We start from the raw sequence: 23,865 nt of genomic DNA on the forward strand, positions 1-23,865 counted from the left end.
TGTGGAAGCGGCGCTCATCGCCTATGAAGCGGGGCTGACCTATCCGTCCTGGTGTCGCTGAGCAGGACGCGCAGGGCGGTCAGCCCTCGCGCCCACCCGGCCAGCGAGGTCACGGGCACGGACACGGCCAGCATGAACAGGGGCGCCGCGATCACGCCCAGCAGGATTCCGGCGACGACGTCATGCGGGAAGTGCACGCCGACGAAGACGCGGGAGAACGCCCCGAGTACGGCGAGGACCGTCACGTACGGCAGGGTGCGGCGCCAGGCGACGACCAGGGCCGCGGCGGCCGCGGCGACGAGCGTCGAGTGGTTGCTCGGCAGGGACCAGTCCCCGAGCGGCGGGCACTGGGCGATCGTGACGACGTCGTGCACGATCCGGCAGGGCCGGTCCTCCCGGATGAAGGTCTTGATCACCTCGCTGGCGACGTACGCCACCACCATCGCGACGGGCGCGAGCAGCGCCAGGGCCATCGTGCGGTCGTCCCGCCTCCTGGCCCGCCACCACGCGCCCAGGAAAAGCACGGCGAAGACGAAGAGCACTCCGTCCGTCCCGACCTCGGCCAGTTTCTGGAACCAGTGCGGGGTGCTCCCGGCGAACTCGACGATGTCCCGGTACCACTCCGCGCTGATGTCGGGAATGTCATCGAACTGGTTGTTCATGTGTTCTTCTCCGTGCCGTAACCGATCATTAACCGATCACAGGACAGTACGGCCATTTGGGAGTACCGCGGTCATCCGAGGTCGTGGGTTCGGGTTGACTTCGTCGATGCCGCCGGGCCGTCAGAGCCAGCCCGGCCGGACCAGCCCGGACTCGTACGCGATCACGACGAGCTGGGCGCGGTCGCGGGCGCGGAGCTTCATCATCGTGCGGCTGACATGGGTCTTGGCGGTCGCCGGCGACATGAACAGCGTGCCCGCGATCTCGTCGTTGGTCATGCCCGTGCCGACCAGGCCGAGGACCTCGCGTTCCCGGTCGGTCAGCACGTCCAGCTCCCGCGCCGCCCCGGGGGACTTCGCCCTGGCGGCGTACTCGCCGATGAGGCGGCGGGTCACGCTCGGCGACAGCAGCGCGTCTCCGGACGCGACCACCCGGACCGCCTGGATGAGCTCCGCGGGTTCGGTGTCCTTGACCAGGAAGCCGCTCGCGCCGTTCCGCAGGGCCTCGAAGACGTATTCGTCCAGCTCGAACGTCGTCAGCATGATGATCCTCGTGGCGTCGAGCGAGGCGTCGGCGCCGATCGTCTTCGTGGCGGTCAGGCCGTCCGTGCCGGGCATCCGGATGTCCATCAGCACCACGTCGGGGTGGAGCTCCCGCGCCAGCCGTACGGCCTCCGCGCCGTCTCCGGCCTCGCCCACCACGGTCATGCCGTCCTGGGCGTCGAGCAGGGCGCGGAACCCGGCCCGGACCAGCGCCTGGTCGTCGGCCAGCACGATTGTGATCACTTGGGCTCCTCGTCGGACGGTGCGGGCAAAGGAAGCGTCGCGGAGACGCGGAAACCGCCCTCGGCCCGCGGTCCGGCCGACAACGACCCGCCCAGCGCGGCGGCCCGCTCGCGCATGCCGGGGATGCCGTTGCCGCCGCCGAGACCGGGTACGGCCTTCGCCGCGCCCGCGCCGTCGTCCTCGACGAGGACGGCCAGTTCGCGGCGGCCGTACGAGATCCGGAGGGCCACCCGGGAGCCGGGGGCGTGGCGGGTGATGTTGGTGAGGGACTCCTGGACGATCCGGTATCCGGCCCGGTTGACGCCGGGCGGCACGGCCCTGACGTCGCCGTCGATCGTGACGTTCACCCGCAGGCCGCTGCGCTCGACCAGCTCGTCCAGCCGGTCCATCCCGGCGGTGGGGGAGCGCGGCGCGTCGTCCCGCAGGACGCTGAGCACGCCGCGCATCTCCGTCAGCACGTCCTTGGACGCCTGCTTGATCGTGGCGAGGGCCGTGCGCGCCTGCTCGGGATGGTCGTCGATCAGGTGCAGGGCGGTGGACGCCTGGACGTGGATCAGCGAGATGTTGTGCGCGAGGACGTCGTGCAGTTCCTGGGCCATGCTGAGCCGCTCCTCGCTGGCCTGGCGCCTGGACTCCTCGGCGGCCACCCGTTCCCGCTCGATCAGCCGCCCGCGCCTGGCCCGGTAGAACTCCGCGACGGTGAGGGTGAGCAGCAGGAACGCCGCGACCGCCGTGTGGTGGAACCAGCCCTGCGGCTCGGGGATGAGCCAGGTGGCGTACGCGACGAAGAACAGGAACGTGGCGCCCCCGGCGAGCCACGCGGCCAGGCGGTGCCCGGAGACGATCGCCGAGAAGAGCACGACCGCCGGGCTGATGAACACCGGGCCGTAGGCGAAGTCCAGCAGCAGGTACACCCAGGTGGCGGCCAGCGTGGCCAGTAGGGCGCCGATCGGGAACCGGCGGCGCACGGCGAGGGCGAGCGGCCCCACGAGCAGCAGCGCGTAGCCGCGCCAGTCCAGCGGCACCCGGCCGAGCCTCTCGACCGAGACCTGGCCGTATTCCGCGCCGCGCGATCCGAGCGTCTGGGCGACCGCCACGGTCAGCGGCAGGACGCACTGAGCCAGGTGGTGCCATCGGGAGCGGTTGCGCACATCAGCACGCTAGCCAGTACGGCCGACCACTTCATCCGCCCGGCGCCGGAGCGTGGACTACACCGCCGGGAGTAGTCGCGGCCTCCAGGTATGTTGAGGATTCAACCATTTTGTGCATGCGGTAAGGAGCATTATGTCCAGGCCGATTCTCCAGATCATCGTGGCGAGCACCCGTCCCGGCCGGGTCGGCCTGCCGGTGGCCGAGTGGTTCCGTGACCGCGCCGTCGCCCAGGGCGTCTTCGACGTCGAGGTCGTGGACCTCGCCGAGGTCGACCTGCCGTTCATGAACGAGCCGCACCACCCGCGGCTCCGGCAGTACGTCCACCAGCACACCAAGGAGTGGAGCGCGACGGTCGAGCGGGCCGACGCGTTCGTGCTCGTCACCCCCGAGTACAACCACAGCTTCAACGCGGTGCTGAAGAACGCGCTGGACTACCTGCACGGCGAGTGGCAGTACAAGCCGGTCGGCTTCGTCAGCTACGGCGGCGTGTCCGCGGGCACCCGGGCCGTGCAGATGCTCAAGCAGATCGTCTCCGGGCTGAAGATGCTGCCCGTCGTCGAGGCGGTCGCCATCCCGTTCGTCCGGGAGTTCGTCGACGAGGAGGGGCGCGTGCGGCCCAACGACGTCATGAACCAGTCGGCCGACGCCATGCTCGCCGAGATCGCCCGGCTCGCCCCGGCGTTCCACAGCCTGCGGGCGCCCTCGGCTCCCTGAGTCGAGCCCGCCGTCCGCGGTCGGCCGTTGGCCGGATGCGGACAACGCCATGGCCGTTCCTGACTCGCTCAGTCATGCTGGAGTGATCTGTGGAGGTCGCTCATGCGCATCAAGGGACACCAGGGCGCACTCGCGCCGCTCGCGCTCATCCTCGTCACCGGTCTCGTCTCCCCGCCCGCACACGCTCTGCCGGAGCTGGGCCCCAAGGTCGGCCGCGAGCCGGGCAAGGTCCCGGTCGCGGAAGGGTACGGCGGCGCGGTGGCGACCGTCGACCTGGACGCGAGCAGGGCGGCACTGAAGATCCTCAGGCAGGGCGGCAACGCGATGGACGCGGCCGTGGCGGCGGCCGCCACCCTCGGCGTGACCGAGCCGTACTCCGCGGGGCTCGCGGGCGGCGGCTTCATCGTCTACTACGACGCCCGGCGCAAGGGCGTGTTCACGATCGACGGCAGGGAGACCGCGCCGCGGGCGATGACCGCGACCTCCTTCGAGGGCATCCCGTTCGCGGAGGCGGTGACGAGCGGGCTCTCCGCGGGCGTGCCCGGCAGCGTCGCGCAGTGGGACCTCGCGTTGCGCCGGTTCGGCACGCTCCCGCTCCGCCAGGCCCTCGGCCCCGCGATCGAGGTCGCGGAGCGGGGCTTCGTCGTCGACCAGACGTTCCGCGACCAGACGGCGGACAACGCCGACCGGTTCAAGGACTTCACCTCCACCTCCCGGCTGTACCTGCCCGGAGGGCAGCCGCCCGCCGTCGGCTCCACATTCCGCAATCCCGACCTCGCCGCCACCTACCGCGAGCTGGGCAGGCGCGGCCCGTCCTGGTTGTACGGCGGGACGCTCGGCGCGGAGCTCGTCGCCACGGTGAAGCGCCCGCCGGTCACGACCGGCTCCTCCCGCGTGGTCAGGCCCGGGTTGATGGAGCTCTCCGACCTGCGCGCCTACCGGGCACTCGAACGCCCGCCGACGCACGTCAGCGTCAAGGGCCTCGACGTGTACGGCATGGCGCCCCCGTCCTCGGGCGGTTCGACCGTCGGCGAGGCGCTCGGCATCCTCGCGGCTCTCGGTGAGGACGGCGAGACCACCGGACTGCACAGGTATCTGGAGGCGTCACGGCTGGCCTTCGCCGACAGGAACGCGTTCGTGGGCGATCCCGCGTACGTGGACGTGCCGCTGGAGGGGCTGCTGTCGGAAGGGTTCGCCAAGGAGCGGGCGTGCCTCGTCGGCCCGGTCGCCATGCCGAACCCGGCGGCGCCCGGCTCACCCGACGGGACGTACGAGCCCTGCTCGGCGGCGTCCCCCGCCGGCGCCTCCGGTGACCTGCGGGACAAGGGCGTCACGGAGCAGGCGGTTCAGGAGGAGAAACCCGAGGGGCCGGAGACGACGCACCTCGTGGTGACCGACAGGTGGGGCGACGTCGTCGCGTACAACATCACGATCGAGCAGACCGGCGGCAACGGCATCGTCGTGCCCGGTCGCGGGTTCCTGCTGAACAACCAACTGACCGACTTCACGTTCGGCCCGGCTCCCGGAGATCCGAACCTGCCCGCGCCCGGTAAGCGGCCGCGCTCGTCGATGGCTCCCACGATCGTGCTGAAGGACGGCAGGCCGTTGCTCGCGGTCGGCTCCCCGGGCGGCGCGACGATCATCACGACCGTGCTGCAGATCCTGGTCAACCGGTTCGACCGCGGGATGGCCCTGCCGGAGGCGCTCGCCGCGCCCCGGGCCTCACAGCGGAACGCGGCCGCCACGCAGGCGGAGCCCGCCTTCATCGACCGGTACGGCACGGCGCTCGCCGCGCTCGGGCACGCGTTCACGTCCACGCCCGAGATCGGCGCCGCCACCGGGCTGGAGTTCCTCGGCCGCGGCAGGGTCCAGGCCGTCGCGGAGCCGGTCCGCAGGGGCGGCGGCAGCGCCCTGGTCGTGTCCCCCTGATCGCCGGTACCCGCCGGCCGAGCGCAGCCGACGCAGTGTCCAGCCCTGTCCGTCCGGGTCGAGCGGGCGGGTCGCGACCGTGAACAACTCGGCCGCGCGCCGGTAGGACAGGCGGCCCCCTCCGGTCACCGGGCAGCGGTCGCGGACCCCCAGCGGACGCCGGGGTCCGCGCGTACCCGCCTCCGGAGGAGGTCAGTCGTCGACGTTGAGCGCGAGCAGGCGCTCGACGGGTGCGGTGGTCTCGTAGATCAGGCGCCAGCACGCCTGCTCGCGCAGGCCGGCAGGGAGGCCGAAGAGCGCGGCGACCTGTTCGGGGACAGGCCGAGAGGAGCCGCCCGAGGGGTCGCGGGCGGGCTCGCCAGGGCGATGCGGCAGACGCGGCGGGACGCCCCGCCGCCCGCTGGTGGTCGCGACGGTCGCCTCGGTCGGCTGGGCGCTGCCCTCGGCCGCTCTGGCGGCCGGCCTGCCCACTGTGCTGGTCGCGGGCGCGGCGCTCGTGGCGGGTGTCGGATCCGCCGTCTGTGCGGTGCTCTACGCGACCACCAACCAGCGGCATCTGCCGCCCGAGGTCCTCGCCCGCGTCACCTCCATCACCACGCTGGGCGCGTTCGCCCTCGGCTCCCGCGAGGAGGACCTGACCGCGGCGCGGACCTGACCGCTAAGACGCGTCGGTCGCGTCGGTCGCGCCGGTCGCGCCGGTCGCGCCGGGCGTGTACGGCGGGAGGCCGAGGTGGACGGAGATCACGCGGAGCAGTGCGTCGTGCATGCGCGTCCTGGTCAGGCCGGCCACCTGGGTCGCCACCGCGATCTCCAGGCCGTCGATCTGGGTGAGGATCAGGTCCACGGTCTCGTCGATGTCGGACGACAGCCGGAACGCGCCGCTGGCGAGGCCCTCCTCGATCGCGGCCTTCATCGGGGCCCGCCAGCCGTCGTACTGGATGCCGAAGAGGCGCCGGAGTTCCTTGTCCCTGGCCGACGCGGCGGCGATCTCCATGAAGGTGAGGCAGCGGTTCCGGAAGCCGCGCGGCTGGGTGATGTACTCCACCAGCCCGCGGATGCGGTCCCACGGCTCGGCGTGGCGGGAGGCGATCTCCTCCAGCCCTTGGACGATCTTTCCGGTGTGGTGTGAGAAGGCGGCCAGCATCAGGCCGTCACGGGTCTCGTAGTAGTGCTGCAGGGTCCCGATGGACACCCCGGCGTGCTTGGCGACGTCGCGGAGCCGTACGCGTTCGTAGCCCATCTCGGAGACCAGCTCGATGACGGAGGCGAGGATCCGGCCCCGTTGACCGTCGGTCCGTAACTGCCGTGCGGCGTCCACCCGTTGCCCCTTCTTCGCCGGCCGTGGGCGGCGGGCGACCGTGGCGCGTCTGTCGCGCTGGACGGAACTATAACTGCGGATCTCGGCTGAAAGGAACTTCAGAATGCCTATTGACAAGCAGGTGAGAGCCCTCTTCTAATAATGCGGTACTAACGGACAGGCCGTTTGAGCAGCAGTTGAGCGGTCCGGTGAGCGACAGATCTGGAGGGGGTCGATGGGCAAGACGATCATCTGTCCCTGTCATGACGTGACCGTCGAGGACGTCCGCGCGATGCACGCGGCCGGCTACACCCATCCCGAGACCCTCAAGCGGGCGACGGCCGCCTTCATGGGCCCCTGCCAGGGCAAGCACTGCGCCGGTGTGGTGATGGCGCTGCTGCGCGAGCTGACCGGCGCGGGCGGCGAGCACGGCGAGCACGACGCGCCCGTGACCCGCCGTCCCACCGCCCGCCCGCCGCTGCGGCCCGTCGCGCTCGGCCTGCTCGCCGCCGCGGCCGAGACCGCGGGACCGGCCGCCGAGACGCGGGCGGGGGGTGCCTGAGCGATGGCGATCCCCGGAGCCGCCCGGACCCCGCTGCGCCGCTCGTACGACGCCGTCATCGTCGGAGCGGGCGTGCAGGGCCTGGCCCTCGCCTACGAGCTGGCCAAGCTCGGCGTCCGCGATGTCGCCGTGCTCGACCGGAGCTACCCCGGCGGGGGCGGCAGCGGGCGCAACGGCGAGATGATCCGCTCGGCGTTCGGCTCCCGCGAATGGAGCGGGCTGTTCGACGAGTCGCTGCGCCGCTGGCGCACGCTGTCCGCCGAACTCGACTTCAACGTGCTGTTCTCCGGCAGCGGCTACCTCGTGCTGGCCTCCACGCCCGAGCAGGTCGAGCGCTGCCGGGCCGACGTCGTACGGCAGGCCGAGCTGGGCCTGCGCTCGGAGTTCGTCACCGGCGAGGAGGCGCGGAAGATCGTCCCCGAGGTCAACCCCGATCTGGCGCTCGGCGGCGTCTACCAGGACCACGCCGGGTTCGCCCACCACGACGCCGTCGTCTGGGGCTACGCCAGGGCCGCCGCGCGGCTCGGCGTGGAGTTGCACACCGGGGTGTCCGTCACCGGCGTCGACGTCGCCGGAGGAGCGGTCCGTGGCGTACGCACCGACAAGGGGACCGTCTCCGCGCCGATCGTGGTGAACGCCGCGGGCGGGGCCGCCCGGCGGATCGCCGACATGGCGGGGGTCGACCTCCCCACGCGCACCTGCCGCCTGGAGATGATCGTCACCGAGTCCGTCGCGCCGTTCCTGCGGCCCGCGCTCGCCACCCTGGACCTGCTCGGCTACTGCCACCAGACCGCGAGGGGCGAGTTCGTCGGCGGCACCGAGCTGCCCGTGCCCGACGTCAGCGACAGCCTCAACGGCACCTACGACCTGCTCCTGGACATGGCCGCCAAGTTCGTACGGCTGCTGCCCCGGCTGGCCGGCGTCCGGCTGCTCCGGCACTGGGCCGGGCTGGTCGACCAGAGCGAGGACCTGTCCCCGGTGATCGGGCCGGTCCCCGAGGTCAGCGGCTTCTACCTCACCTGCGGATGGGTCTACGGCTTCATGGGCGCCCCGGCCACCGGCGCGCTGCTCGCCCGGGGCATCCACGACGGCGTCATGCCCGAACTGATCCGTCCCTTCTCAGTCACGAGGCTGCACGAGGGCCGGTTCATCGAGGAAGGCGCCCTCGTGGTCGCCGCGGAGGAGGGGAACGCCGCGTGAACCTGCGGATCACCGGCCACCCGGCCGCGCCGTACGCGCGGGCCCGCCGGGTCGGCTTCACCTTCGAGGGCCGCACGCTCCACGGATACGAGGGCGAGCCCGTGGCGACCGCCCTGCACGCCGCCGGGGTGCGGGTGCTGTCGCGCAGCTTCAAGTACCACCGCCCCAGGGGCATCGGGCTGACCTGCGGCGCGCCGTCGTGCCCCAACTGCCAGCTCACCATCGACGGGCAGTACGGCGTGCCGGGGTGCGCGACGCCACTGCGCGGCGGCGAGACCGTGCGGCGCGAACGTTCCTGGCCCAGCGCGGACCGTGACCTGTTCGGCCTGATCGACCGGTTCTCCGCGTTCGTCCCCGCGGGCTTCCAGTTCCGCCTGTTCCGCCGCTCGCCCCGCCTCGCCCACCTGGCCGAGCGCGTCATGGGCCTGGTCGCGGGCGGCGCGCGCGAGGTCACGCCCGACGCGATCGCGCGTGCCGCGCGGCCCGGCCTGGGCCACCGGCGGACCGCGCTGGCCGTCGTCGGCGGAGGGGCGGCCGGGCTGGCCGCCGCGCTCGCGGCCGCGGACGCCGGGATGGAGGTCATCCTGGTGGACCAGGGCGAGGAGCCGGGCGGGACGCTGCGCGCGGAGACGGGCCCGGTCAGGACGCCGGACGGCGGCCAGACGCCGGGGTTCGCGCTCGTCGCCGGGCTGGCGGCCAGAGCGGCGGCCCATCCGTCGATCGAGGTGCTCGCCGGATCCACCGCGCTCGGCTGGTACGAGGGCGGCGTGCTGCCGGTGCACACCCCGGCCGGGGTGCTGACGCTGCGGCCGGAACGGCTCCTGGTCGCGACCGGCGACTACGACCAGCCGCTGCTCTTCCCCGGCAACGACCGTCCCGGCGTCATGCTGGCCGGCGCGGTCCAGCGCCTGATCAATGTCGATCACGTACGGCCCGGCCACCGTGCCGTCGTGGTGACCGCCGACCCCCACGGCTACGCGGTGGCCGCGCAGCTCCGCGCGGTCGGCGTCGAGATCGTCGCCCTGGTCGACGCCCGAGGTGAGGCGGAGGCGGGGGCGGACGCCGCGGCATCCTTCCCGTCGGGAGTCGCGGCCTCGGGGGTGCCGCACCTGACGGGACACACCGTGCGGGAGGCCCTCGGCCGCCGCAGGGTGACCGGCCTGGTGGTCCAGCACCGGAACGGGGCGCGTATCGTGCGGCTGAGCTGCGACGTCGTCGTGGTCTCCGCGGGACGGCGCCCCGCCGAGGAGTTGCTCCTCCAGCGGCTCTACCACGGGGACATCACGCTCGACGCCGGGTTCGGCGGCGCCTCCGGGGACGGCGGGCTGCCCGGCGGCGTGGCCGTGGCCGGCGGCGCCGCCGGGGTCACCGACCCCGCCGCCGCGCTGGACATGGGCGCAGAGGAAGGCGCCCGCCTGGCCCGGTGGTCGCCGTGACCCGGCACTCCAGGGTGGTCCGAGTCCTCTCCTCGGATCGGCCCGAAATTTCGAAATACCCCCTCTCGCCCGGCCAGGCTGGGCGGCCATCTCCTTCAGGAGGAACCAGTGAGTGACACCGGCGCGCACGGGAAGCTCTCCCGCCGGACCCTGCTCGTCCGTGGCGGCCAGGGGCTCGGCCTGCTCGCGGCCTCCGGCGTTCTCAGCGCCTGCGGCGGCGGCTTCTCCTCGTCCCCGGGCGGCGGTGGCGGCACCACCCTCACCATCGCCAGTTACGGCGGCGACTACCAGAAGTTCCAGGCCAAGGCGCTGTGGGGGCCGTACGCCACGAAGAACGGCATCACCATCAAGGAGGACGGCCCCTCGGACAACGCCAAGATCAAGGCGCAGGCCGAGTCGGGCAACCCGTCCTGGGACATCGTGGTCGTCGGCAACGACTTCGGCGGCGACGCCGACGCCAAGTGGCTGGAGCCCATCGACTACTCCGTCATCGACAAGGCGTCGATCATCGAGGGGTACGCGCAGACCTACCGCATCTGCGCCGACGTCGAGGGCACCGTCCTCGCCTACCGCTCGGACAAGACCGGTGCCACCGCGCCCAAGCCGTGGGTGGACTTCTTCGACGTCAAGAAGTACCCGGGCAAGCGCACCGCGTGGAAGTCGGTCGGCGGCGGCATCTTCGAGATGGCCCTGCTGGCCGACGGCGTCGCCCCCGCCGACCTCTACCCGATCGACGTGGACCGGGCGCTGAAGAAGCTCGCCACGATCAAGGACCAGCTCATCTGGTGGGAGACCGGCGCGCAGGCCCAGCAGTACCTGGAGAGCGGTGAGGCGGTCATGGGCATGGTGTGGATCGCCCGCGCCCTGCAGTCCGCGGCCAACGCCCCCATCACGATCGCCTGGGACTCGTGGTTGTCGCAGGAGGCCTACTGGGTCGTCCCCAAGGGCACCAAGAACAAGGCCGAGGCGATGAAGCTCATCGCGCACATGACCTCCGCCGAGCCCACCGCCGAGCTGACCAAGTACCTGCCGTACGGCCCGGTCAACGTCGGCGCGCAGGACAAGATCGACCCCTCGGCCAAGGACAACCTGCCCACGACCCACCTCGACACCCAGATCAAGGTGAACGACGTGTGGTGGGGCGAGAACCGGGACGCCGTCAACGACAGGTTCCAGCAGTGGCTGCTCTCCTGAGCCCCGTCGCCCCAGGCGGGCAGGCCCGGACGGCGCCCGCGCCGTCCGGGCGGTCGGGGTGGCTGGCCAGGCACTGGCCGTTCCTGCTCATCGTCCCCGCGCTGCTGGTCCTCCTCGCGGTGTTCGTCTATCCGGTGGCGCAGACGTTCGTCAGCGCGTTCACCACGCCGAACCCGGGGATGGAGAACTTCAGCTGGTTCTTCGGCTCGTCGGCCAACGTCGCCGTGCTGACCCGGACGTTCTCGACCGCGCTGTGGTCGACGCTCATCTGCCTCGCCCTGGCCTACCCGTACGCGTACCTGATGACCGTGGCGTCGCCGCGGGCGCGCGCGGCGCTGCTGCTGATCGTCATGCTGCCGTTCTGGACCAGCCTGATGGTGCGCACCTTCGCCTGGCTCGTGCTGCTGCAGGACACCGGGGTGATCAACGGTTTCCTCGGGCTGTTCGGGGTGGGGCCGTTCGGTCTCGTCCGCAGCCAGGTGGGCGTGCTCGTCGGCATGGTGCAGATCCTCATGCCGTTCATGGTGCTGCCGCTGTACTCGGTGATGAGCGGCATCGACCGGCGGCTCCTCACCGCCGCCCAGAGCCTCGGCGCCCGCCCGATCGTGGCGCTGGCGCGGATCTTCGTGCCGCTGTCGCTGCCCGGGGTCGCGGCCGGATCGACGATGGTGTTCATCACCTCGCTCGGCTTCTACGTCACCCCGGCCCTGCTCGGGTCGCCCAGCGAGGCACTGATCTCGCAGTTCATGTACACGCAGGTCAGCGGCATGCTGATGTGGGGCAGGGGCGGCGCCATGGCGGTCGTGCTCTTCGCGACCACGCTGCTGTTGATGGGCCTGCTCGGCCTGGCCATGCGAGCCGGCCGCCGACGCAAGGTGGGTGCCCGATGAGCGCCCGTCTCGCCCGCGTCGCGCTGTGGGCCACCGGCGTGCTGGTCGCCGCCTGGCTGGTGGCGCCCACGCTCGTGGTGATCCCGCTCAGCTTCACCGACAAGGTGTCGCTGACCTTCCCGCCGACCGGCTGGTCCACCCGGTGGTACGCCAACTTCTTCAGCGACTCCGCCTGGATGATGGCGCTGGCGAACTCGCTGCTGGTCGGCGTGCTGGTGGCCGTCGTGGCGACCGTCCTCGGCACCGCCGCCGCCTTCGGCCTCAGCCGCTGGGCGAGCAGGCGCGGCGCCGCGGTCGCGAACGTGTTCCTGCTGGCCCCGATGATCGTCCCCGGGATCATCGTCGCGATCGGCGTCTACGCGGTCTTCCTGAAGCTCCAGCTCGCCGGGTCCCTCGCCGGGTTCGTCGCCGCGCACACCGTGCTCGCGCTGCCGTTCGTGGTCACCTCGGTGACGGCCGCCCTCGGGACGTTCGACGTACGCCTGGAGACGGCGGCGGCCAGCCTCGGCGCCGGCCGCCTGGCGACGTTCCGCCAGGTCACGCTGCCGCTGATCATGCCCGGCGTCGTCTCGGGCGCGCTGTTCGCCTTCGTGACCTCGTTCGACGAGGTCGTGGTGTCGCTGTTCATCCAGAGCCCGACCCTCGTCACCCTGCCCGTGCAGATGTATTCGAGCGTGACCCGCGAGACCGACCCGACGCTCGCCGCCGCGGCGACCATGATCCTGGTGCTCACCACGGTCCTGGTCACCGGTGGACTCGCCCTGTCCGCAAGGAGGAACCGTGCCCGTTGACCGGCCCGAAGGCGGAACCGCGCCGACAGCCAAGGGAGCCCGCATCGACCTGCGCGGGATGACCAAGCGCTTCGGAGCCTCGGTCGCCGTCGACGACTGCACCCTGACCGTCGAACCGGGAGAGTTCATGACCTTCCTCGGCCCGTCGGGCTCGGGGAAGACCACGACACTGAACATGATCGCCGGATTCACCGACATCTCGGCCGGCGGCCTGGAGATCGACGACCTCCCGGTGGGCGGCATACCCGCGCACAAGCGGGACATCGGCGTCGTCTTCCAGCACTACGCGCTGTTCCCGCACATGACGGTCGCGCAGAACATCGCCTTCCCGCTGCGCCAGCGCAAGATTCCCAAGGCCGAGCGGCAGCGCATGGTCGCCGCCGCCCTGGAGACCGTGCAGCTTCCCGACCACGCCGCCCGTTATCCGGGCGAGCTCTCCGGCGGGCAGCAGCAGCGGGTCGCCCTGGCCCGGGCGATCGTGTTCAGCCCGCGCGTCCTGCTCATGGACGAGCCGCTCGGCGCGCTCGACCGCAAGCTCCGCGAGTTCCTCCAGCTGGAGATCAAGCGCATCCACCGCGAGGTCGGGTCCACGTTCGTCTTCGTGACGCACGACCAGGAGGAGGCGCTCATCCTCTCCGACCGGATCGCGGTGTTCAACAACGCCAAGATCGAGCAGGTCGGCACCGCTCACGAGCTCTACGAGCGGCCCGCCACGCTGTTCGTGGCCCGCTTCCTCGGCGAGTCCACGATCCTTCGCGGTACGGCACGCCCCGACGGCGCCGGATCGACCCTCGTCGGCGACGGCTTCGCCGTACGGACGGCCGGGCGGGTCGAAGGCGGCGCAGGCGGCACGGCCGCCCTGGTCGTACGGCCGGAGCGGCTGCGCCTCACCACTGACGATCCGGCAGGAATCCCGTCCGGGACCAACGCCGTCCCCGTCACGGTCGTGGAGGAGATCTACCTGGGCGCGGCCCGCAAGCTGGAGGTCATCCTGCCCGGCGGTGCTCGCGGCCTCGTACGCGAGCAGGCCGGCGCGCTCAGCGACCTGCGGGTGGGCGACCGGGCCACCCTGTGCTGGCATCCGGACGACGGCGTCCTGCTGCCCGACGACCCGACCATTGAAAGGATCTTCACGTGACCGTCAACGGCGGAGTGTCGTTCTGGTACCGAGAGATCGGGCTCCCCACCCGGCGCCCACCGCTGGAGCGTTCCATCACCGCCGACGTCTGCATCGTGGGCGCCGGATACACCGGGCTGTGGACCGCTTACTACCTGAAGAAGGCCGACCCCGGACTCGACATCGTCGTGCTGGAGCGGAAGTTCGCCGGGTTCGGCGGGTCCGGGCGCAACGGCGGCTGGCTGACCGCGGCGCTGGCCGGATCCCCGCGCAGGTTCGCCAAGACCCACGGCCGTGACGGCGTGTACGCCCTCCAGCGGGCCATGAACGACACCGTGGACGAGGTCGTCCAGGTCGCCAGGACCGAGGGCATCGACGCCGACATCGTCAAGGGCGGCATCCTGCGGGTGGCCCACGCCCCGTCGCACCTCCCGAGGCTGGTCTCGGGCGTGCGGACCGCCCGCTCGTGGGGCGACGACGACCTGGAACTGCTCGACGCCGCGCGGACCACGGCCAGGATCCGGGTCGACGGCGCGCTCGGTGCCTCGTTCAGTCCCCACTGCGCCCGGGTCCAGCCGGCCAAGCTCGTGCAGGGCCTGGCACGGGTCGTCGAGGACCTCGGGGTGCGCATCTACGAGTCCACCCCGGTCACCGACATCGTGCCGCACGAGGCGCGCACGCCGTACGGCACCGTCCGGGCGAAGTTCGTGCTGCGGGCGACGGAGGGGTTCACCGCCGGGCTCAGCGGTGAGCGCCGCACCTGGCTGCCGATGAACTCCTCGCTGATCGTCACCGAGCGGCTGCCCGAGCGGGTCTGGGGCGAGATCGGCTGGGAGGGCCGCGAGCTGCTCGGCGACATGTCGCACGCCTACATCTACGCCCAGCGGACGGCGGACGACCGCATCGCGATCGGCGGGCGCGGCGTGCCGTACCGGTTCGGCTCCAGGACGGACGACGACGGGCGCACGCACGCCGCCACGGTGCGCGCGCTCCGCGACGCCCTGGTCAGGCTGTTCCCGGCGGTGCGCGACGCGGCGGTCGAGCACGCCTGGTGCGGTGTGCTCGGCGTGCCGCGCGACTGGTGCTCCACCGCCGTGCTCGACCAGCGGACGGGTCTCGGCTGGGCCGGCGGGTACGTGGGACACGGCGTGGCGACCACCAACCTCGCCGGCCGTACCCTGCGCGACCTGGTGCTCGGCGCCGACACCGAACTCACCCGGCTGCCCTGGGTCGGCAGGAAGGTGCGCAAGTGGGAGCCGGAGCCGCTGCGCTGGATCGGCGTGCGGGGCATGTACGCGGCCTACCGCGCCGCCGACCGGGCCGAGATCGTGGAGGGGCGCCCCACCACGTCGCCCATCGCCAAGGTCGCCGACATGGTCGCCCGCCGTCACTGACCCGTGGTCGTCCGACCGGGCGGCTTCATCGACAAGGAGAAGAGCATTGCAGAGCATCGTCGTGCCGGACGCGATCACGGCCGACCTGGGACCGTACGCGCCGAAGCCGACCTCGATCGCCGGGGAGCAGCGGGAGGCGTCGCTCAAGGCGTGGACCTCCGCCGACGGTAAGACCAGCGCCGGGGTGTGGGAGTGCACCCCCGGCACCTTCACCGCCGTGCGCGACGGCTACCACGAGGTGTGCCAGATCCTTTCCGGGCGGGCGACCATCGTCGGCGCGGACGGCACGACCCAGGAGGTCGGCCCCGGCAGCACCCTGGTCATGCCCGAGGGATGGCAGGGGGAGTGGCACGTCCACGAGACCGTGCGCAAGACCTATGTGACCACGCGCCTCTGATCCGGCCCCGCGCGCTGCTCAGGATCGCCGTGCGCTCAGCCGTGGTTCAGCGGAGCAGCTCGTAGGCGCTCGGCCGCATCCTGCGGGTACGGGTCCAGTACTCGAAGGTGAAACCGGGCCAGATGGCGCGGTTCCTGCCGTGCTCGTCGAGGTACCAGCTCGTGCACCCGCCGTCGGTCCACACCAGGCGGTCCAGCCGCCGCTGGAGGCGGTCGTTGTAGGCACGCTGGACCTCGGGCCGTACGTCCAACGCCTTCGCACCGGTCCTGGACAGCAGCCGCAGGCAGTCCATGACGTACCGGACCTGGGACTCGATCATGAATACGACCGAGTTGTGGCCCAGGCCGGTGTTGGGGCCGAGCAGGAAGAACAGGTTCGGGAAGCCGGAGGCGGTGATGCCGAGATAGGCCTCGACGCCGTCCTGCCAGGCGTCCTGGATCTTCCGGCCGTTCCTGCCGATGATCCGCTGCTCGCTCAGCGCGTCGGTGACCTTGAAGCCGGTGCCGTAGACGATCACATCGACCTCGTGCTCGCGGCCCGTGGCGTCGATGATCGAACGGTCCCGGATCTCCGTGATCGCGTCCGTGACGAGTTCGACGTTGTCCCTGGTGAGAGCGGGATAGTAGTCGTCGGACAGCAGGATGCGCTTGCAGCCGATCGTGTAGTCGGGGGTCAGCCTGGCACGGAGCCCGGGATCGGCGACCTGCCGGGCGAGATGCCGTTCGGCCATCCGCCGATGGACCTTCATCAGCCGGGGGTCGATCGTGAAGCCCAGCGCGCGCGACTCCAGTAGCCAGTAGATCGAGTTGCGGGCCATCCTGGCCGCGCCCGGCAGTCGCAGCACCTTCTTCGCGCGGTCGGAGACGGCGAAGTCGGGTTTCGGCTGGATCCACGGTGGGGTGCGCTGGAACAGGCGCAGCTCGGCTGCCTGCTCCGCCACCCGGGGGACGAACTGGATCGCGGACGCGCCCGTCCCGATCACCGCCACCCGTTTGCCGGTCAGGTCGACGGAGTGGTCCCACTGGGCCGAGTGGAAGGCCGGGCCCCCGAATTTTCCGGGAATGTCAGGAAATGACGGCACATGCAGCGCTCCGATTCCGGAGACGACGGCGTTGGCCGTGATCGGCTCTCCCGTGCTCGTGAACACCCGCCACAGGTTCCGGTCGTCGTCGTACTCCAGTCCGGTGACCTCCACGCCGAACCGGAAATGCGGCGTCACGCCGTACTTGTCGGCGCACGCTCGCATATACGCCCAGATCTCCTCCTGCGGGGAGAACATCCGCGACCATCCGGGGTTGAGCTCGAACGAGAACGAGTACATGGGCGAGGGGACGTCGCAGGCGCATCCGGGATAGGTGTTGTCGCGCCAGGTTCCGCCGAGGTCGGCCGCCTTCTCCAGGATCACGAAGTCGTGGTAGCCCGCTTCCTTGAGCTTGATCGCCATGCACAGCCCCGCGAAGCCCGCCCCGATGATCGCGATCCCCATGCGGCCTCCTCACCCTGCCGGAAACCTGCCGGCACATTGCCGGCGCATTATTGGAACAATTGTCTAATTTAATGGCGGAATGCCACCTGGTCCAGAGGGTCGCGGGCAGCCCGGTTCGGGCGGTGGTGGCCGCGTCGCACCTATAGGGACATATCCGGTCTGACGGATATCTTTACTCGCCTGGGAATCGAAATTAATCTTTCGCTGGAGTTGTCGCGTTCCGCCGACCGCGCTGGAGTCCATCGCCCTCATGGCCCACCCCTTACCCCAGCCGTCGCCGAGCCCGCAGCCCTCGACCGGCTCGCCCGAGCCGCCGGACAAGCCGCCGTCAGATCAGCGGCCGTCGGCCACGCCCCAGTCGCAGGCCACCCCTGATCCGCCGGCCGATCCTCGGCCGTCCTCCGAGCACAAGGCGGGCGATGCCGCGGGTGCGTCCGGTGGTAAGCCGATCTGGACCGCCCCGCCGGGCTCTACGGGGGCGAGCGAGGGATATTCGGGCATCGATCCGGCGCGGATGGACGCTTTCGAGCGGGCTCTGGGGCGGGCGGAGAACACGCTGGAGCGCAACGAGCCGGTGCTCCGCCGGGTACTGCAGCAACTCGACCTGGACACGTCCGGGTTGGGCGTGCTGCGCGAGGCACGGAGCTGGATCGAGACGAGCCGTCCCGACCTGCGGCGGCGCAGCGAGGCCATCACGTCGGAACGCTCCGATTGGGGCGTGTCCACCGGCCCTTTCGCGCTCGCCGCCTTCGACGAGGCACGCTACGGCCAGGCGGCCGGCGACCCGGACGTGTACGCGGCGGTGGGCGCGCTCGCCCGAGCCGCCGACCAGGGCGAGGTGGATCGGAAGGCGCTGGCCGCGCTGGAGAAGCGCACCGGGGACGCGGCGTTCGCCACCGCGTTGCTGAACGCCCTGGGGGCGACCGGGTACCGGAAGCTGATGGCCACGACCGTCGAGCAGGGGGACGGCAAGGAGACGAAACGGCTGCGGGCGGCTCTCGGCACGCTGCTGGGGACGGCGAGTTCGCGGTTGAGTGACACCTGGCGGGACGGGCTCACCTCCGATCTCGGCGTCGGATGGAGCGAGGGGTATGCGGTCGCGCTGGCACTCAAGCAGGGCACCGTCGCCACCGGCTTCCTCCTCGCGGCGGCCAGGAAGCTCGACGCGTGGGATCGGAACGTCTCCAAGGCACCCACCGGACAGGACCCCGGCGTCATGTCCACGCTGATGGAGGCGCTCAGCCGCGATCCGGTGGCGGCCCAGGACTTCTTCGCCGCCGATCCGACCGTCTTGAAGCGCCTGCTGACCGAGCGCGGCATGGCCGACAAGGGGGTGGCGCTGGGCAAGGCCCTGGAGGCCGCGACGCTGACGTTCCGCGACCACGACGGCTCGCCGCAGAACCCCTCGCGCGGGTACCTGTCGGCCAGGCTGGCATCGGAGTTCGTGCACATCGAGGCCGGACGGATCGAGAAGGGCTATCCGCCTTCGTCGCTCGTGTCCCCGCCCAGCACCGGCCGCATCCTCGCCGGCTACATCGCCGACATCGACCGTGCCGCTCAGAAAACGGACCGGGTCGTACCCGGCGTCGGGGGCGCGGACAATCCAGGCACACCGGGACAGGACCCCTGGGGGGCGAAGTTCGACCAGCAGGAGTTGCGGCAGGTGATGCGTGAAGCTTTCGCTGATGTCCACGCGTTCACGCCTGTCCTGCTGGCGCAGACGGCCTTCACCGGACGGCTGCTCGACCACGGAGCGGCCCAGATAGCCGCCGGGCATGGCGACGGCACGCTCAAGACCAATGCGCAACGAGGCGGCGCCGGCTTCGGCATGATCACCGACGCGGCCGGCTTGGCCAAGATCGAGGAAGGCAAGGCGCTGGATGAGGTGCAGCAGCTGAAGATGAAGGTGTTCACCGGGGTGGTCAACACCGGGCTGGCCATCCCACAGAAGGGAGGGTGGCCGATCACCGCTGGGGTGATCGGGGCCTGGACCGGTTTGATCGAGGACGTCTTCAAGGGCGACGGCGGCGCGGAGACCAAGGCCCGCAGGGAGGCCAACGCCGCTGTCGACCAGACGCGGACCCTTGTGCACGACCTCACCGTCCAGGCGATGCTCAACCACGGGTTGTTCGGGTCGGCGGATCCTGCCGCCCCCACCCATCCGTGGGCCTCTCTTGAAGGCCTGCGCACGGGAGATGATCCCAGGGACAATCCCAACAACTTCCTGAAGGATGACGGTCGGACTCTCATGACCAAGGAGGAGATGATCGACAAGACGGCGACCAACAGCACCGATGAGAGCCGCCGGCTGGACGCCTACGATCGGTGGCTGTACGAGGGGCCGTCGGGAGATCTCTGGCACGACATCGAGCTTCGCCTTAACCAGAGCTTCTCCGACGGTTTCGCTCAGTACGCATGATGAGGACACGAGTAGCCGTGACGGTCGTGCTCGCTTGTGCCTTGGCATTGTCGGCGGCATGCCAGGGCGAGCGGAGGACGGCGGATCACGCTCCGCTGCAGACGGTGGCCGCTCCGCCGTACATCTGTGAATACATCCCCTTGAAGGCGGTGGAGTTGATGACCGGGGTGAGCGACCCTCTGGTCCGCGGCTTCTTTGACCTTTCACAGGACAGTGGGGATGGAAGCTGTGCGGTCTATCGCCGAGACGGTGATCGGCTGAAGGTCTTGCAGATCACCCTCACGCCGGAGAGAGTCCCCGGTGAGGTGGAGGAAGAACTCGATGGCGCCTCTCCCTTGCCGGAGATCATCCCCGGCTCCATCGGGTACTACTTCAGGGGCCGGGACAGCGAGAAGCACGGGGCCCATGCCGTGCTCGCTCGCGGAAAGACAGAGCTCAGCGTGCAGTTGGAGTACGGCGTCAAGGGGCGGGACAACGCGGCGGACGTGCTGGCGTTGATGAAGCTGATCGCACCCAAGCTCATCACCGCTGCCAGTGGGCCATCGCCGAGCCCGTCGGCCACGCCCTCGTCTCCGAAGGGGGGCTGATCAGGCAATGACAGAGATGGTGCCGAACCCTCTCTACGAGGCGCTGGGGAACGCGTTGCGGACCGTGGAGCCGCTGGTCCGCGAGATCGAGAGCACCATCGAGGCGCCCTACCAGGACTTCCACTCCGGCAATGTATGGTCGGGACCGGCCGCCCGACGGTTCGACGCGCAACTCGCCCACCACCGCGCCCGCGTTCGCGGTTCGGCGGACAAGTTCCTGGCCGACCTGCACGGGGAGCTGGCCCGCACCCCACCCAAGGTGACCCTCGACGAGGCCAGGGCGATCACGAGGAGGTACCGCCTGCCGTGACAGGCCGAACCTCGCGTCCCTGTATGTAGCGCGTTCATTCGGAGGCGGGCACCAGCAGGTACCCGGGCACTGCAGGCCAGGGCATGGGGAAGCCGCCGACGGGCGCGGTCGTCGGCGGCGGGTATTGGCGATGTCCGCCGGGCAGAACGTTCAGCCGGCGCGGGATCACATCAGAGATCAGGCGATCAGGAGATACGCGACGACGGCGACCGCGACCAGTGCCACGACCCCCACGACGATCCAGATCGGCAGTCGGGACGGCTGCTCGTTGGCGGCTTCGACTTCCTGCTCGCGGGCGAACGCACGGAACGCCTGCGTGTTCCCGGCCGGGTCAATCTGCGGTTCGGACATGAGGGGCACTCTATCGAGAGGCTTTGCGGTCGCGGCACCGTTTTGTCGGATTTCGCGATGAGCGTGGACGGGCCGGAGGGAGTGTCGGCGCCCCGGCTGACCGCACGTGCCGGACCGGTACGGGTGCCGGATAGCGTGTTAGTCATGCTCCGTACCCTGTTCTCTCCCCGGCTGGTGGCCCTTCACCTGCTGGCGGTCGGAGTGCTGGTCTCCTTCTTCTTCCTCGGGCGCTGGCAGCTCGGTGAGTTCGAGGAGTCCGGCATGCCCAAGGCGGCCGCCGACCCGGCGCCGGTCGCCGTCACCGACCTCGCCGCGCTCGGCGGGCACACGGAATCGGACGTGGCGGGGCGCCAGGTGACGGCGCAGGGCACCTTCGACGCGCAGGGCCAACTCCTTGTCGCCGACCGCGAGGCCGACGTCTCGGCGCCGGGCGGGCGGGTCGCGAGCGGGCGGGGCTTCTGGATCCTCACGCCGATGCGGCTGACGGACGGGACGATCATCCCCATCGTGCGGGGCTGGGTTCCCTCGGCGAGCGATCCCGCGCTGGCCGTACCCACGGGGACGGTGACGGTGACCGGGCGGCTGCGGCCGGCCGAGCAGACGGACGCCGTGCAACGGACGGGGGTGTTGCCCGCGGGCCAGGTCGCGACCGTGTCCACCAGTGAGCTGATCAACCTGTGGACGGACGGCAAGCTGCGCAGCGGGTTCGTCGTGGCCACCGCCCAGGACACGCCGTCGGGCGCCAAGTCGGTCGCGGTGCCCGCCCCGGCCGTCGGAAGCGGGCTCACCTGGCGCAACCTGGCCTACGCCGCCCAGTGGTGGATCTTCGCGATCTTCGCGGTGTTCATGTGGTTCCACTTCGTCCGTGACGCCGTACGCGAATCGCGCGGGGAGCGGCCCGCCAGTGGATCAGCGGGTGGTACGAGGGGTGGACCGGCGGAAGGACCGGCCCCCGTCGCGGATATCGTGTGACAACAGGTTTCCCAGCAGAGGTAATGATCGTCGTGGAATCAGCGCTCAAGCCGTACCGTGTCATGGCCTACATCGTCGGCGTGATGCTGCTCCTGCTCTGTGTGGCCATGGTGGTGAAGTACGGATTCGACAACGGCTCCCTCGTCGCCGTCGTGGGGCCGGTCCACGGCTTCCTGTACATGATCTACCTGCTGGCCGCGCTCAACCTGGGACTCAAGACGCGCTGGCCGGTGAAGTACCTGCTGCTGGTGCTGATCGCGGGCACCATCCCGTTCCTGTCGTTCGTCGTCGAGAAGAACGTCACCGAGCGGGTGAACCGTCAGATCAAGGCGGCTGCCGCCACGGCCTGACCGAGAACGATGGCGCCCGTGACCTCAACGGTCACGGGCGCCACTGCGTCGATACCAGTCGGTCGCCACCAGGTGGTGCGCGGCCTCAGCGGAGTTCAGCGCCCGATCTGGCGGCCTCTGATCCGGCGCAGCCGCTTCCGCTGGGACTCGTCGAGCATGAAGTAGGCGACGACCGGTGCGCCGAGGACTCCGAGCACGACGAGCCAGGCGATCAGGCCCGGCAGCAACCAGAGCGAGAGCACGGAAACCACAGCCGCGCCGATGTAGTACTTCCCGAGTGGAGACATTGTCCGGGCCTTTCCGTCCAGAGCGTCGCCTGTGACAACGTCCACGGGCGCGGCCGAGTTCCTGGCGGTGCCGCGCCGGGCTACTCGCCGCCGGTCTTCTTGCCCATCGCCTTGCGGATCACGTCCCGCGCCCGATCCATGATCGCGACGGGCGGTCCGAGCAGCAGGTTCGCCGCGCCCGACTCGACCCCGGCGTGCGGGTGGGTGGGCGCCAGCGCCTCCGCCGCCTTGACCCCGACGGCCAGTGCGCGCCGCTCGGCCTGGCTCGTCGACGCCCTCAGTTCGGCGAACTCGTAGCGTTCCTCGGCCGCGGCGTGCGCGAACACCGAGGCCCGCAGGATCTCCAACTGGCGGGAGAACTCGGTGGTGGAGGTGTCCATGCCGTCCATCTGGGACAGCAACTCCTTGGCCTCGTGCTCCTCGTGCAGCCGGCTGTCGATGATCGTGTCGCCGTTGACGAGCTTGTGCCGGGCGAAGGGATGCACGATCTCCTCTTCGGCCGTCTCATGTACGGCCAGCAGGCGCAGCAGCCGGCTGAAGGCTTCCGTGCGGGCGTCGCCCTGGCTCTTGTCGACCTCGTCGAACAGCTCCCTGATGAGGCTGTGCTGCCGCAATAGCAGGTCGATGACGTCGTTCTCACGCATCGTCTCCGGCGTTGTCTGGCGGTCCATAGCTCCTCCTTCCGGGTTCTGTCTGGCCTACCCTTACCTACCAGCCGAAACCCATTCAGGAGAGATCATTGCGGCCCATCCACCGCTCGTGCGCGCCGTACAGGCGCTGCCACAGCTTCTCCCTCTCCGGAGCGGTCACGTCGTCGAGCGTGAGACCGAAAACATCGGCCAGCGCCCCGAAGTAGTCCTCCGGCCGGTCGAGCGTCGTCGAGGATTCGGGCCCCGCGCCGACCCGCTTCAGGACCAGCCCGGTCAGCTTGTCGAGGCCGGTGATGTCGCGCCGCTGGATCGCCGCCACCTGGACGAAGCCGGACTCCGGGGACGTGGACAGGTATTCGTGCTTCGCGGCGAAGGCGTCCATCCCGGTCGGTTCCGGCCGGAAGTCCATGCCGGCGAAGCCGCCGCGGGGGTCGTGATCGAACCGCCAGCCGCCCGGCTCTGCCTCCGACCGGCGCAGGCCGTACCGGAACGGGCCCTGCGTGTAGGCGCCCTCCACCAGCGGGAGCGGCTCGTGGATCGCGTCGCCGAGCCCGGCGTCCACGAACCACCGCCCGTCCGGATTGCCGTCGGACGGCAGCCCGGAGACCACGAGCACGAGGTGGTTGCCGTCGGCGCCCGGCGGGTTGTCCGGCGAGTTCTGCACGCCGCCGAAGTGCCGCGTGACCTGGTATCCCAGCTCCTTGAGCAGCACGGAGAAGGCGCCGTTGAGGTGGAAGCAGTAACCGCCCCGGCCTGAGGCGATCCGCCGGACCGACTCGGCAGGATCCACCGTCGTCGGGCGGTCCAGCCAGATCTCCAGGTTCTCGTACGCCACCCGCTCGACGTGGGCGCTCTGCAGGCGGAAGAGGGCCTCGACGCTGGGCGGCTCCTCGCTCAACCCCAGCCGCCGGAGATATCGGTCAATCACCAGCTCA

At 70.7% G+C, this 23,865-nt stretch carries 27 protein-coding genes; 17 read left to right on the plus strand and 10 right to left on the minus strand.

The genetic code is table 11. The features are described from left to right. Positions 1–14 precede the first annotated feature (14 nt). From AB0I59_RS02610 to AB0I59_RS02620, 3 genes are all read right to left on the minus strand, one after another. On the minus strand, positions 15–662 hold the full coding sequence (locus AB0I59_RS02610; RefSeq protein WP_358129303.1) for a phosphatase PAP2 family protein: 648 nt from the start codon (positions 660–662) through the stop codon (positions 15–17). A gap of 120 nt (positions 663–782) precedes the next feature. Beyond that, positions 783–1,445, minus strand: a complete 663-nt coding sequence (locus tag AB0I59_RS02615; RefSeq protein ID WP_061253519.1) for a response regulator — start codon at positions 1,443–1,445, stop codon at positions 783–785. After that, entirely contained in the window at positions 1,442–2,596 is a 1,155-nt protein-coding gene (locus tag AB0I59_RS02620; RefSeq protein WP_061253520.1) for a sensor histidine kinase, read from the minus strand. Before AB0I59_RS02620 ends, AB0I59_RS02615 begins: the two co-directional genes overlap by 4 nt. Positions 2,597–2,729: 133 nt before the next feature. Here AB0I59_RS02620 and AB0I59_RS02625 point away from each other — a divergent pair, with 133 nt between their 5' ends. Further along, a complete protein-coding gene (locus AB0I59_RS02625) occupies positions 2,730–3,311 on the plus strand; it encodes an NADPH-dependent FMN reductase (RefSeq protein WP_061253521.1) in 582 nt (193 codons plus the stop codon). Positions 3,312–3,413: 102 nt separating this feature from the next. Beyond that, the gene (locus AB0I59_RS02630) at positions 3,414–5,240 is read left to right on the plus strand and encodes a gamma-glutamyltransferase family protein (protein ID WP_358129308.1); all 1,827 of its coding nucleotides are present in this window, start codon (positions 3,414–3,416) and stop codon (positions 5,238–5,240) included. Positions 5,241–5,432: 192 nt separating this feature from the next. Here AB0I59_RS02630 and AB0I59_RS02635 read toward each other — a convergent pair whose 3' ends face one another. After that, positions 5,433–5,711 (minus strand): hypothetical protein, encoded by a 279-nt coding sequence (locus AB0I59_RS02635; protein ID WP_358129311.1) that lies wholly within the window; start codon positions 5,709–5,711, stop codon positions 5,433–5,435. 1 nt (position 5,712) lies between these two features. On the opposite strand from AB0I59_RS02635, the gene AB0I59_RS02640 reads away from it, so the two are divergent. After that, positions 5,713–5,895: a hypothetical protein gene (locus tag AB0I59_RS02640; protein ID WP_358129314.1), complete on the plus strand. Its 183-nt coding sequence runs from the start codon at positions 5,713–5,715 to the stop codon at positions 5,893–5,895. 3 nt (positions 5,896–5,898) lie between these two features. On the opposite strand, the gene AB0I59_RS02645 is transcribed toward AB0I59_RS02640, so the two are convergent. Further along, on the minus strand, positions 5,899–6,558 hold the full coding sequence (locus AB0I59_RS02645) for a TetR/AcrR family transcriptional regulator (RefSeq protein WP_358129317.1): 660 nt from the start codon (positions 6,556–6,558) through the stop codon (positions 5,899–5,901). 214 nt (positions 6,559–6,772) lie between these two features. On the opposite strand from AB0I59_RS02645, the gene AB0I59_RS02650 reads away from it, so the two are divergent. The 9 genes from AB0I59_RS02650 to AB0I59_RS02690 all read left to right on the plus strand — a co-directional run bounded on the left by AB0I59_RS02650 (position 6,773) and on the right by AB0I59_RS02690 (position 15,518). Continuing rightward, positions 6,773–7,099, plus strand: coding sequence for a (2Fe-2S)-binding protein (locus tag AB0I59_RS02650; RefSeq protein ID WP_358129320.1), 327 nt, complete (start codon positions 6,773–6,775; stop codon positions 7,097–7,099). A gap of 3 nt (positions 7,100–7,102) precedes the next feature. Beyond that, positions 7,103–8,299 carry an NAD(P)/FAD-dependent oxidoreductase gene (locus AB0I59_RS02655; RefSeq protein ID WP_358129323.1) on the plus strand — a complete coding sequence of 399 codons (1,197 nt, stop codon included), beginning with the start codon at positions 7,103–7,105 and terminating at the stop codon, positions 8,297–8,299. Continuing rightward, positions 8,296–9,735: a 2Fe-2S iron-sulfur cluster-binding protein gene (locus AB0I59_RS02660; protein WP_061253528.1), complete on the plus strand. Its 1,440-nt coding sequence runs from the start codon at positions 8,296–8,298 to the stop codon at positions 9,733–9,735. Before AB0I59_RS02655 ends, AB0I59_RS02660 begins: the two co-directional genes overlap by 4 nt. Positions 9,736–9,843: 108 nt before the next feature. Continuing rightward, a complete protein-coding gene (locus AB0I59_RS02665; protein ID WP_061253529.1) occupies positions 9,844–10,929 on the plus strand; it encodes an ABC transporter substrate-binding protein in 1,086 nt (361 codons plus the stop codon). Continuing rightward, positions 10,914–11,819 carry an ABC transporter permease gene (locus AB0I59_RS02670; RefSeq protein ID WP_358129327.1) on the plus strand — a complete coding sequence of 302 codons (906 nt, stop codon included), beginning with the start codon at positions 10,914–10,916 and terminating at the stop codon, positions 11,817–11,819. The genes AB0I59_RS02665 and AB0I59_RS02670 overlap by 16 nt, the downstream gene beginning before the upstream one ends. Then, positions 11,816–12,610 (plus strand): ABC transporter permease, encoded by a 795-nt coding sequence (locus AB0I59_RS02675; RefSeq protein ID WP_061253530.1) that lies wholly within the window; start codon positions 11,816–11,818, stop codon positions 12,608–12,610. The genes AB0I59_RS02670 and AB0I59_RS02675 overlap by 4 nt, the downstream gene beginning before the upstream one ends. Next, complete coding sequence (locus AB0I59_RS02680; protein ID WP_358129330.1) at positions 12,600–13,748, plus strand: ABC transporter ATP-binding protein; 1,149 nt, start codon at positions 12,600–12,602, stop codon at positions 13,746–13,748. The genes AB0I59_RS02675 and AB0I59_RS02680 overlap by 11 nt, the downstream gene beginning before the upstream one ends. Continuing rightward, the gene (locus tag AB0I59_RS02685; RefSeq protein ID WP_358129332.1) at positions 13,745–15,121 is read left to right on the plus strand and encodes an NAD(P)/FAD-dependent oxidoreductase; all 1,377 of its coding nucleotides are present in this window, start codon (positions 13,745–13,747) and stop codon (positions 15,119–15,121) included. The genes AB0I59_RS02680 and AB0I59_RS02685 overlap by 4 nt, the downstream gene beginning before the upstream one ends. A 46-nt stretch (positions 15,122–15,167) precedes the next feature. Then, entirely contained in the window at positions 15,168–15,518 is a 351-nt protein-coding gene (locus tag AB0I59_RS02690) for a cupin domain-containing protein (protein ID WP_061253532.1), read from the plus strand. A 46-nt stretch (positions 15,519–15,564) separates the two neighbouring features. Here the strand turns inward: AB0I59_RS02690 and AB0I59_RS02695 are convergent, their stop codons facing one another. After that, on the minus strand, positions 15,565–17,004 hold the full coding sequence (locus AB0I59_RS02695; RefSeq protein ID WP_358129335.1) for a flavin-containing monooxygenase: 1,440 nt from the start codon (positions 17,002–17,004) through the stop codon (positions 15,565–15,567). Between the two features lie 250 nt (positions 17,005–17,254). Here AB0I59_RS02695 and AB0I59_RS02700 point away from each other — a divergent pair, with 250 nt between their 5' ends. From AB0I59_RS02700 to AB0I59_RS02710, 3 genes are read left to right on the plus strand one after another with little or no spacing between them, the layout of a single operon-like run. After that, entirely contained in the window at positions 17,255–19,423 is a 2,169-nt protein-coding gene (locus AB0I59_RS02700; RefSeq protein WP_358129338.1) for a hypothetical protein, read from the plus strand. A 17-nt stretch (positions 19,424–19,440) separates the two neighbouring features. Then, positions 19,441–20,010 carry a hypothetical protein gene (locus AB0I59_RS02705; RefSeq protein WP_358129341.1) on the plus strand — a complete coding sequence of 190 codons (570 nt, stop codon included), beginning with the start codon at positions 19,441–19,443 and terminating at the stop codon, positions 20,008–20,010. 7 nt (positions 20,011–20,017) lie between these two features. Further along, positions 20,018–20,320 carry a hypothetical protein gene (locus tag AB0I59_RS02710; protein WP_358129343.1) on the plus strand — a complete coding sequence of 101 codons (303 nt, stop codon included), beginning with the start codon at positions 20,018–20,020 and terminating at the stop codon, positions 20,318–20,320. A gap of 177 nt (positions 20,321–20,497) precedes the next feature. On the opposite strand, the gene AB0I59_RS02715 is transcribed toward AB0I59_RS02710, so the two are convergent. Continuing rightward, the gene (locus AB0I59_RS02715) at positions 20,498–20,671 is read right to left on the minus strand and encodes a hypothetical protein (RefSeq protein WP_358129346.1); all 174 of its coding nucleotides are present in this window, start codon (positions 20,669–20,671) and stop codon (positions 20,498–20,500) included. Between the two features lie 144 nt (positions 20,672–20,815). On the opposite strand from AB0I59_RS02715, the gene AB0I59_RS02720 reads away from it, so the two are divergent. Both AB0I59_RS02720 and AB0I59_RS02725 read left to right on the plus strand, forming a co-directional pair. Beyond that, positions 20,816–21,643 carry an SURF1 family protein gene (locus tag AB0I59_RS02720; protein ID WP_063818622.1) on the plus strand — a complete coding sequence of 276 codons (828 nt, stop codon included), beginning with the start codon at positions 20,816–20,818 and terminating at the stop codon, positions 21,641–21,643. A 23-nt stretch (positions 21,644–21,666) separates the two neighbouring features. Then, entirely contained in the window at positions 21,667–21,993 is a 327-nt protein-coding gene (locus tag AB0I59_RS02725) for a DUF3817 domain-containing protein (RefSeq protein ID WP_061253537.1), read from the plus strand. Between the two features lie 95 nt (positions 21,994–22,088). Here AB0I59_RS02725 and AB0I59_RS02730 read toward each other — a convergent pair whose 3' ends face one another. The 3 genes from AB0I59_RS02730 to AB0I59_RS02740 all read right to left on the minus strand — a co-directional run bounded on the left by AB0I59_RS02730 (position 22,089) and on the right by AB0I59_RS02740 (position 23,858). Then, positions 22,089–22,280, minus strand: a complete 192-nt coding sequence (locus AB0I59_RS02730) for a tail-anchor membrane protein (RefSeq protein WP_061253538.1) — start codon at positions 22,278–22,280, stop codon at positions 22,089–22,091. 80 nt (positions 22,281–22,360) lie between these two features. After that, on the minus strand, positions 22,361–22,951 hold the full coding sequence (locus AB0I59_RS02735; protein WP_358129350.1) for a hemerythrin domain-containing protein: 591 nt from the start codon (positions 22,949–22,951) through the stop codon (positions 22,361–22,363). 55 nt (positions 22,952–23,006) lie between these two features. Then, positions 23,007–23,858, minus strand: a complete 852-nt coding sequence (locus tag AB0I59_RS02740; RefSeq protein WP_061253540.1) for an arylamine N-acetyltransferase family protein — start codon at positions 23,856–23,858, stop codon at positions 23,007–23,009. Between the last annotated feature and the right edge of the window lie 7 nt (positions 23,859–23,865).

Source organism: Microtetraspora glauca (assembly GCF_040656155.1).
GTDB classification, from domain to species: Bacteria; Actinomycetota; Actinomycetes; order Streptosporangiales; family Streptosporangiaceae; genus Microtetraspora; species Microtetraspora glauca.

Excerpts from the sequence above, each read along its gene's own strand:
- AB0I59_RS02610 (WP_358129303.1), bottom strand. The coding sequence starts at position 662 with ATGAACAACCAGTTCGATGACATTCCCGACATCAGCGCGGAGTGGTAC.
- AB0I59_RS02625 (WP_061253521.1), top strand. The coding sequence starts at position 2,730 with ATGTCCAGGCCGATTCTCCAGATCATCGTGGCGAGCACCCGTCCCGGC.
- AB0I59_RS02630 (WP_358129308.1), top strand. The coding sequence starts at position 3,414 with ATGCGCATCAAGGGACACCAGGGCGCACTCGCGCCGCTCGCGCTCATC.
- AB0I59_RS02650 (WP_358129320.1), top strand. The coding sequence starts at position 6,773 with ATGGGCAAGACGATCATCTGTCCCTGTCATGACGTGACCGTCGAGGAC.
- AB0I59_RS02655 (WP_358129323.1), top strand. The coding sequence starts at position 7,103 with ATGGCGATCCCCGGAGCCGCCCGGACCCCGCTGCGCCGCTCGTACGAC.
- AB0I59_RS02675 (WP_061253530.1), top strand. The coding sequence starts at position 11,816 with ATGAGCGCCCGTCTCGCCCGCGTCGCGCTGTGGGCCACCGGCGTGCTG.
- AB0I59_RS02695 (WP_358129335.1), bottom strand. The coding sequence starts at position 17,004 with ATGGGGATCGCGATCATCGGGGCGGGCTTCGCGGGGCTGTGCATGGCG.
- AB0I59_RS02700 (WP_358129338.1), top strand. The coding sequence starts at position 17,255 with ATGGCCCACCCCTTACCCCAGCCGTCGCCGAGCCCGCAGCCCTCGACC.
- AB0I59_RS02710 (WP_358129343.1), top strand. The coding sequence starts at position 20,018 with ATGACAGAGATGGTGCCGAACCCTCTCTACGAGGCGCTGGGGAACGCG.
- AB0I59_RS02715 (WP_358129346.1), bottom strand. The coding sequence starts at position 20,671 with ATGTCCGAACCGCAGATTGACCCGGCCGGGAACACGCAGGCGTTCCGT.
- AB0I59_RS02720 (WP_063818622.1), top strand. The coding sequence starts at position 20,816 with ATGCTCCGTACCCTGTTCTCTCCCCGGCTGGTGGCCCTTCACCTGCTG.
- AB0I59_RS02725 (WP_061253537.1), top strand. The coding sequence starts at position 21,667 with ATGATCGTCGTGGAATCAGCGCTCAAGCCGTACCGTGTCATGGCCTAC.
- AB0I59_RS02730 (WP_061253538.1), bottom strand. The coding sequence starts at position 22,280 with ATGTCTCCACTCGGGAAGTACTACATCGGCGCGGCTGTGGTTTCCGTG.
- AB0I59_RS02735 (WP_358129350.1), bottom strand. The coding sequence starts at position 22,951 with ATGGACCGCCAGACAACGCCGGAGACGATGCGTGAGAACGACGTCATC.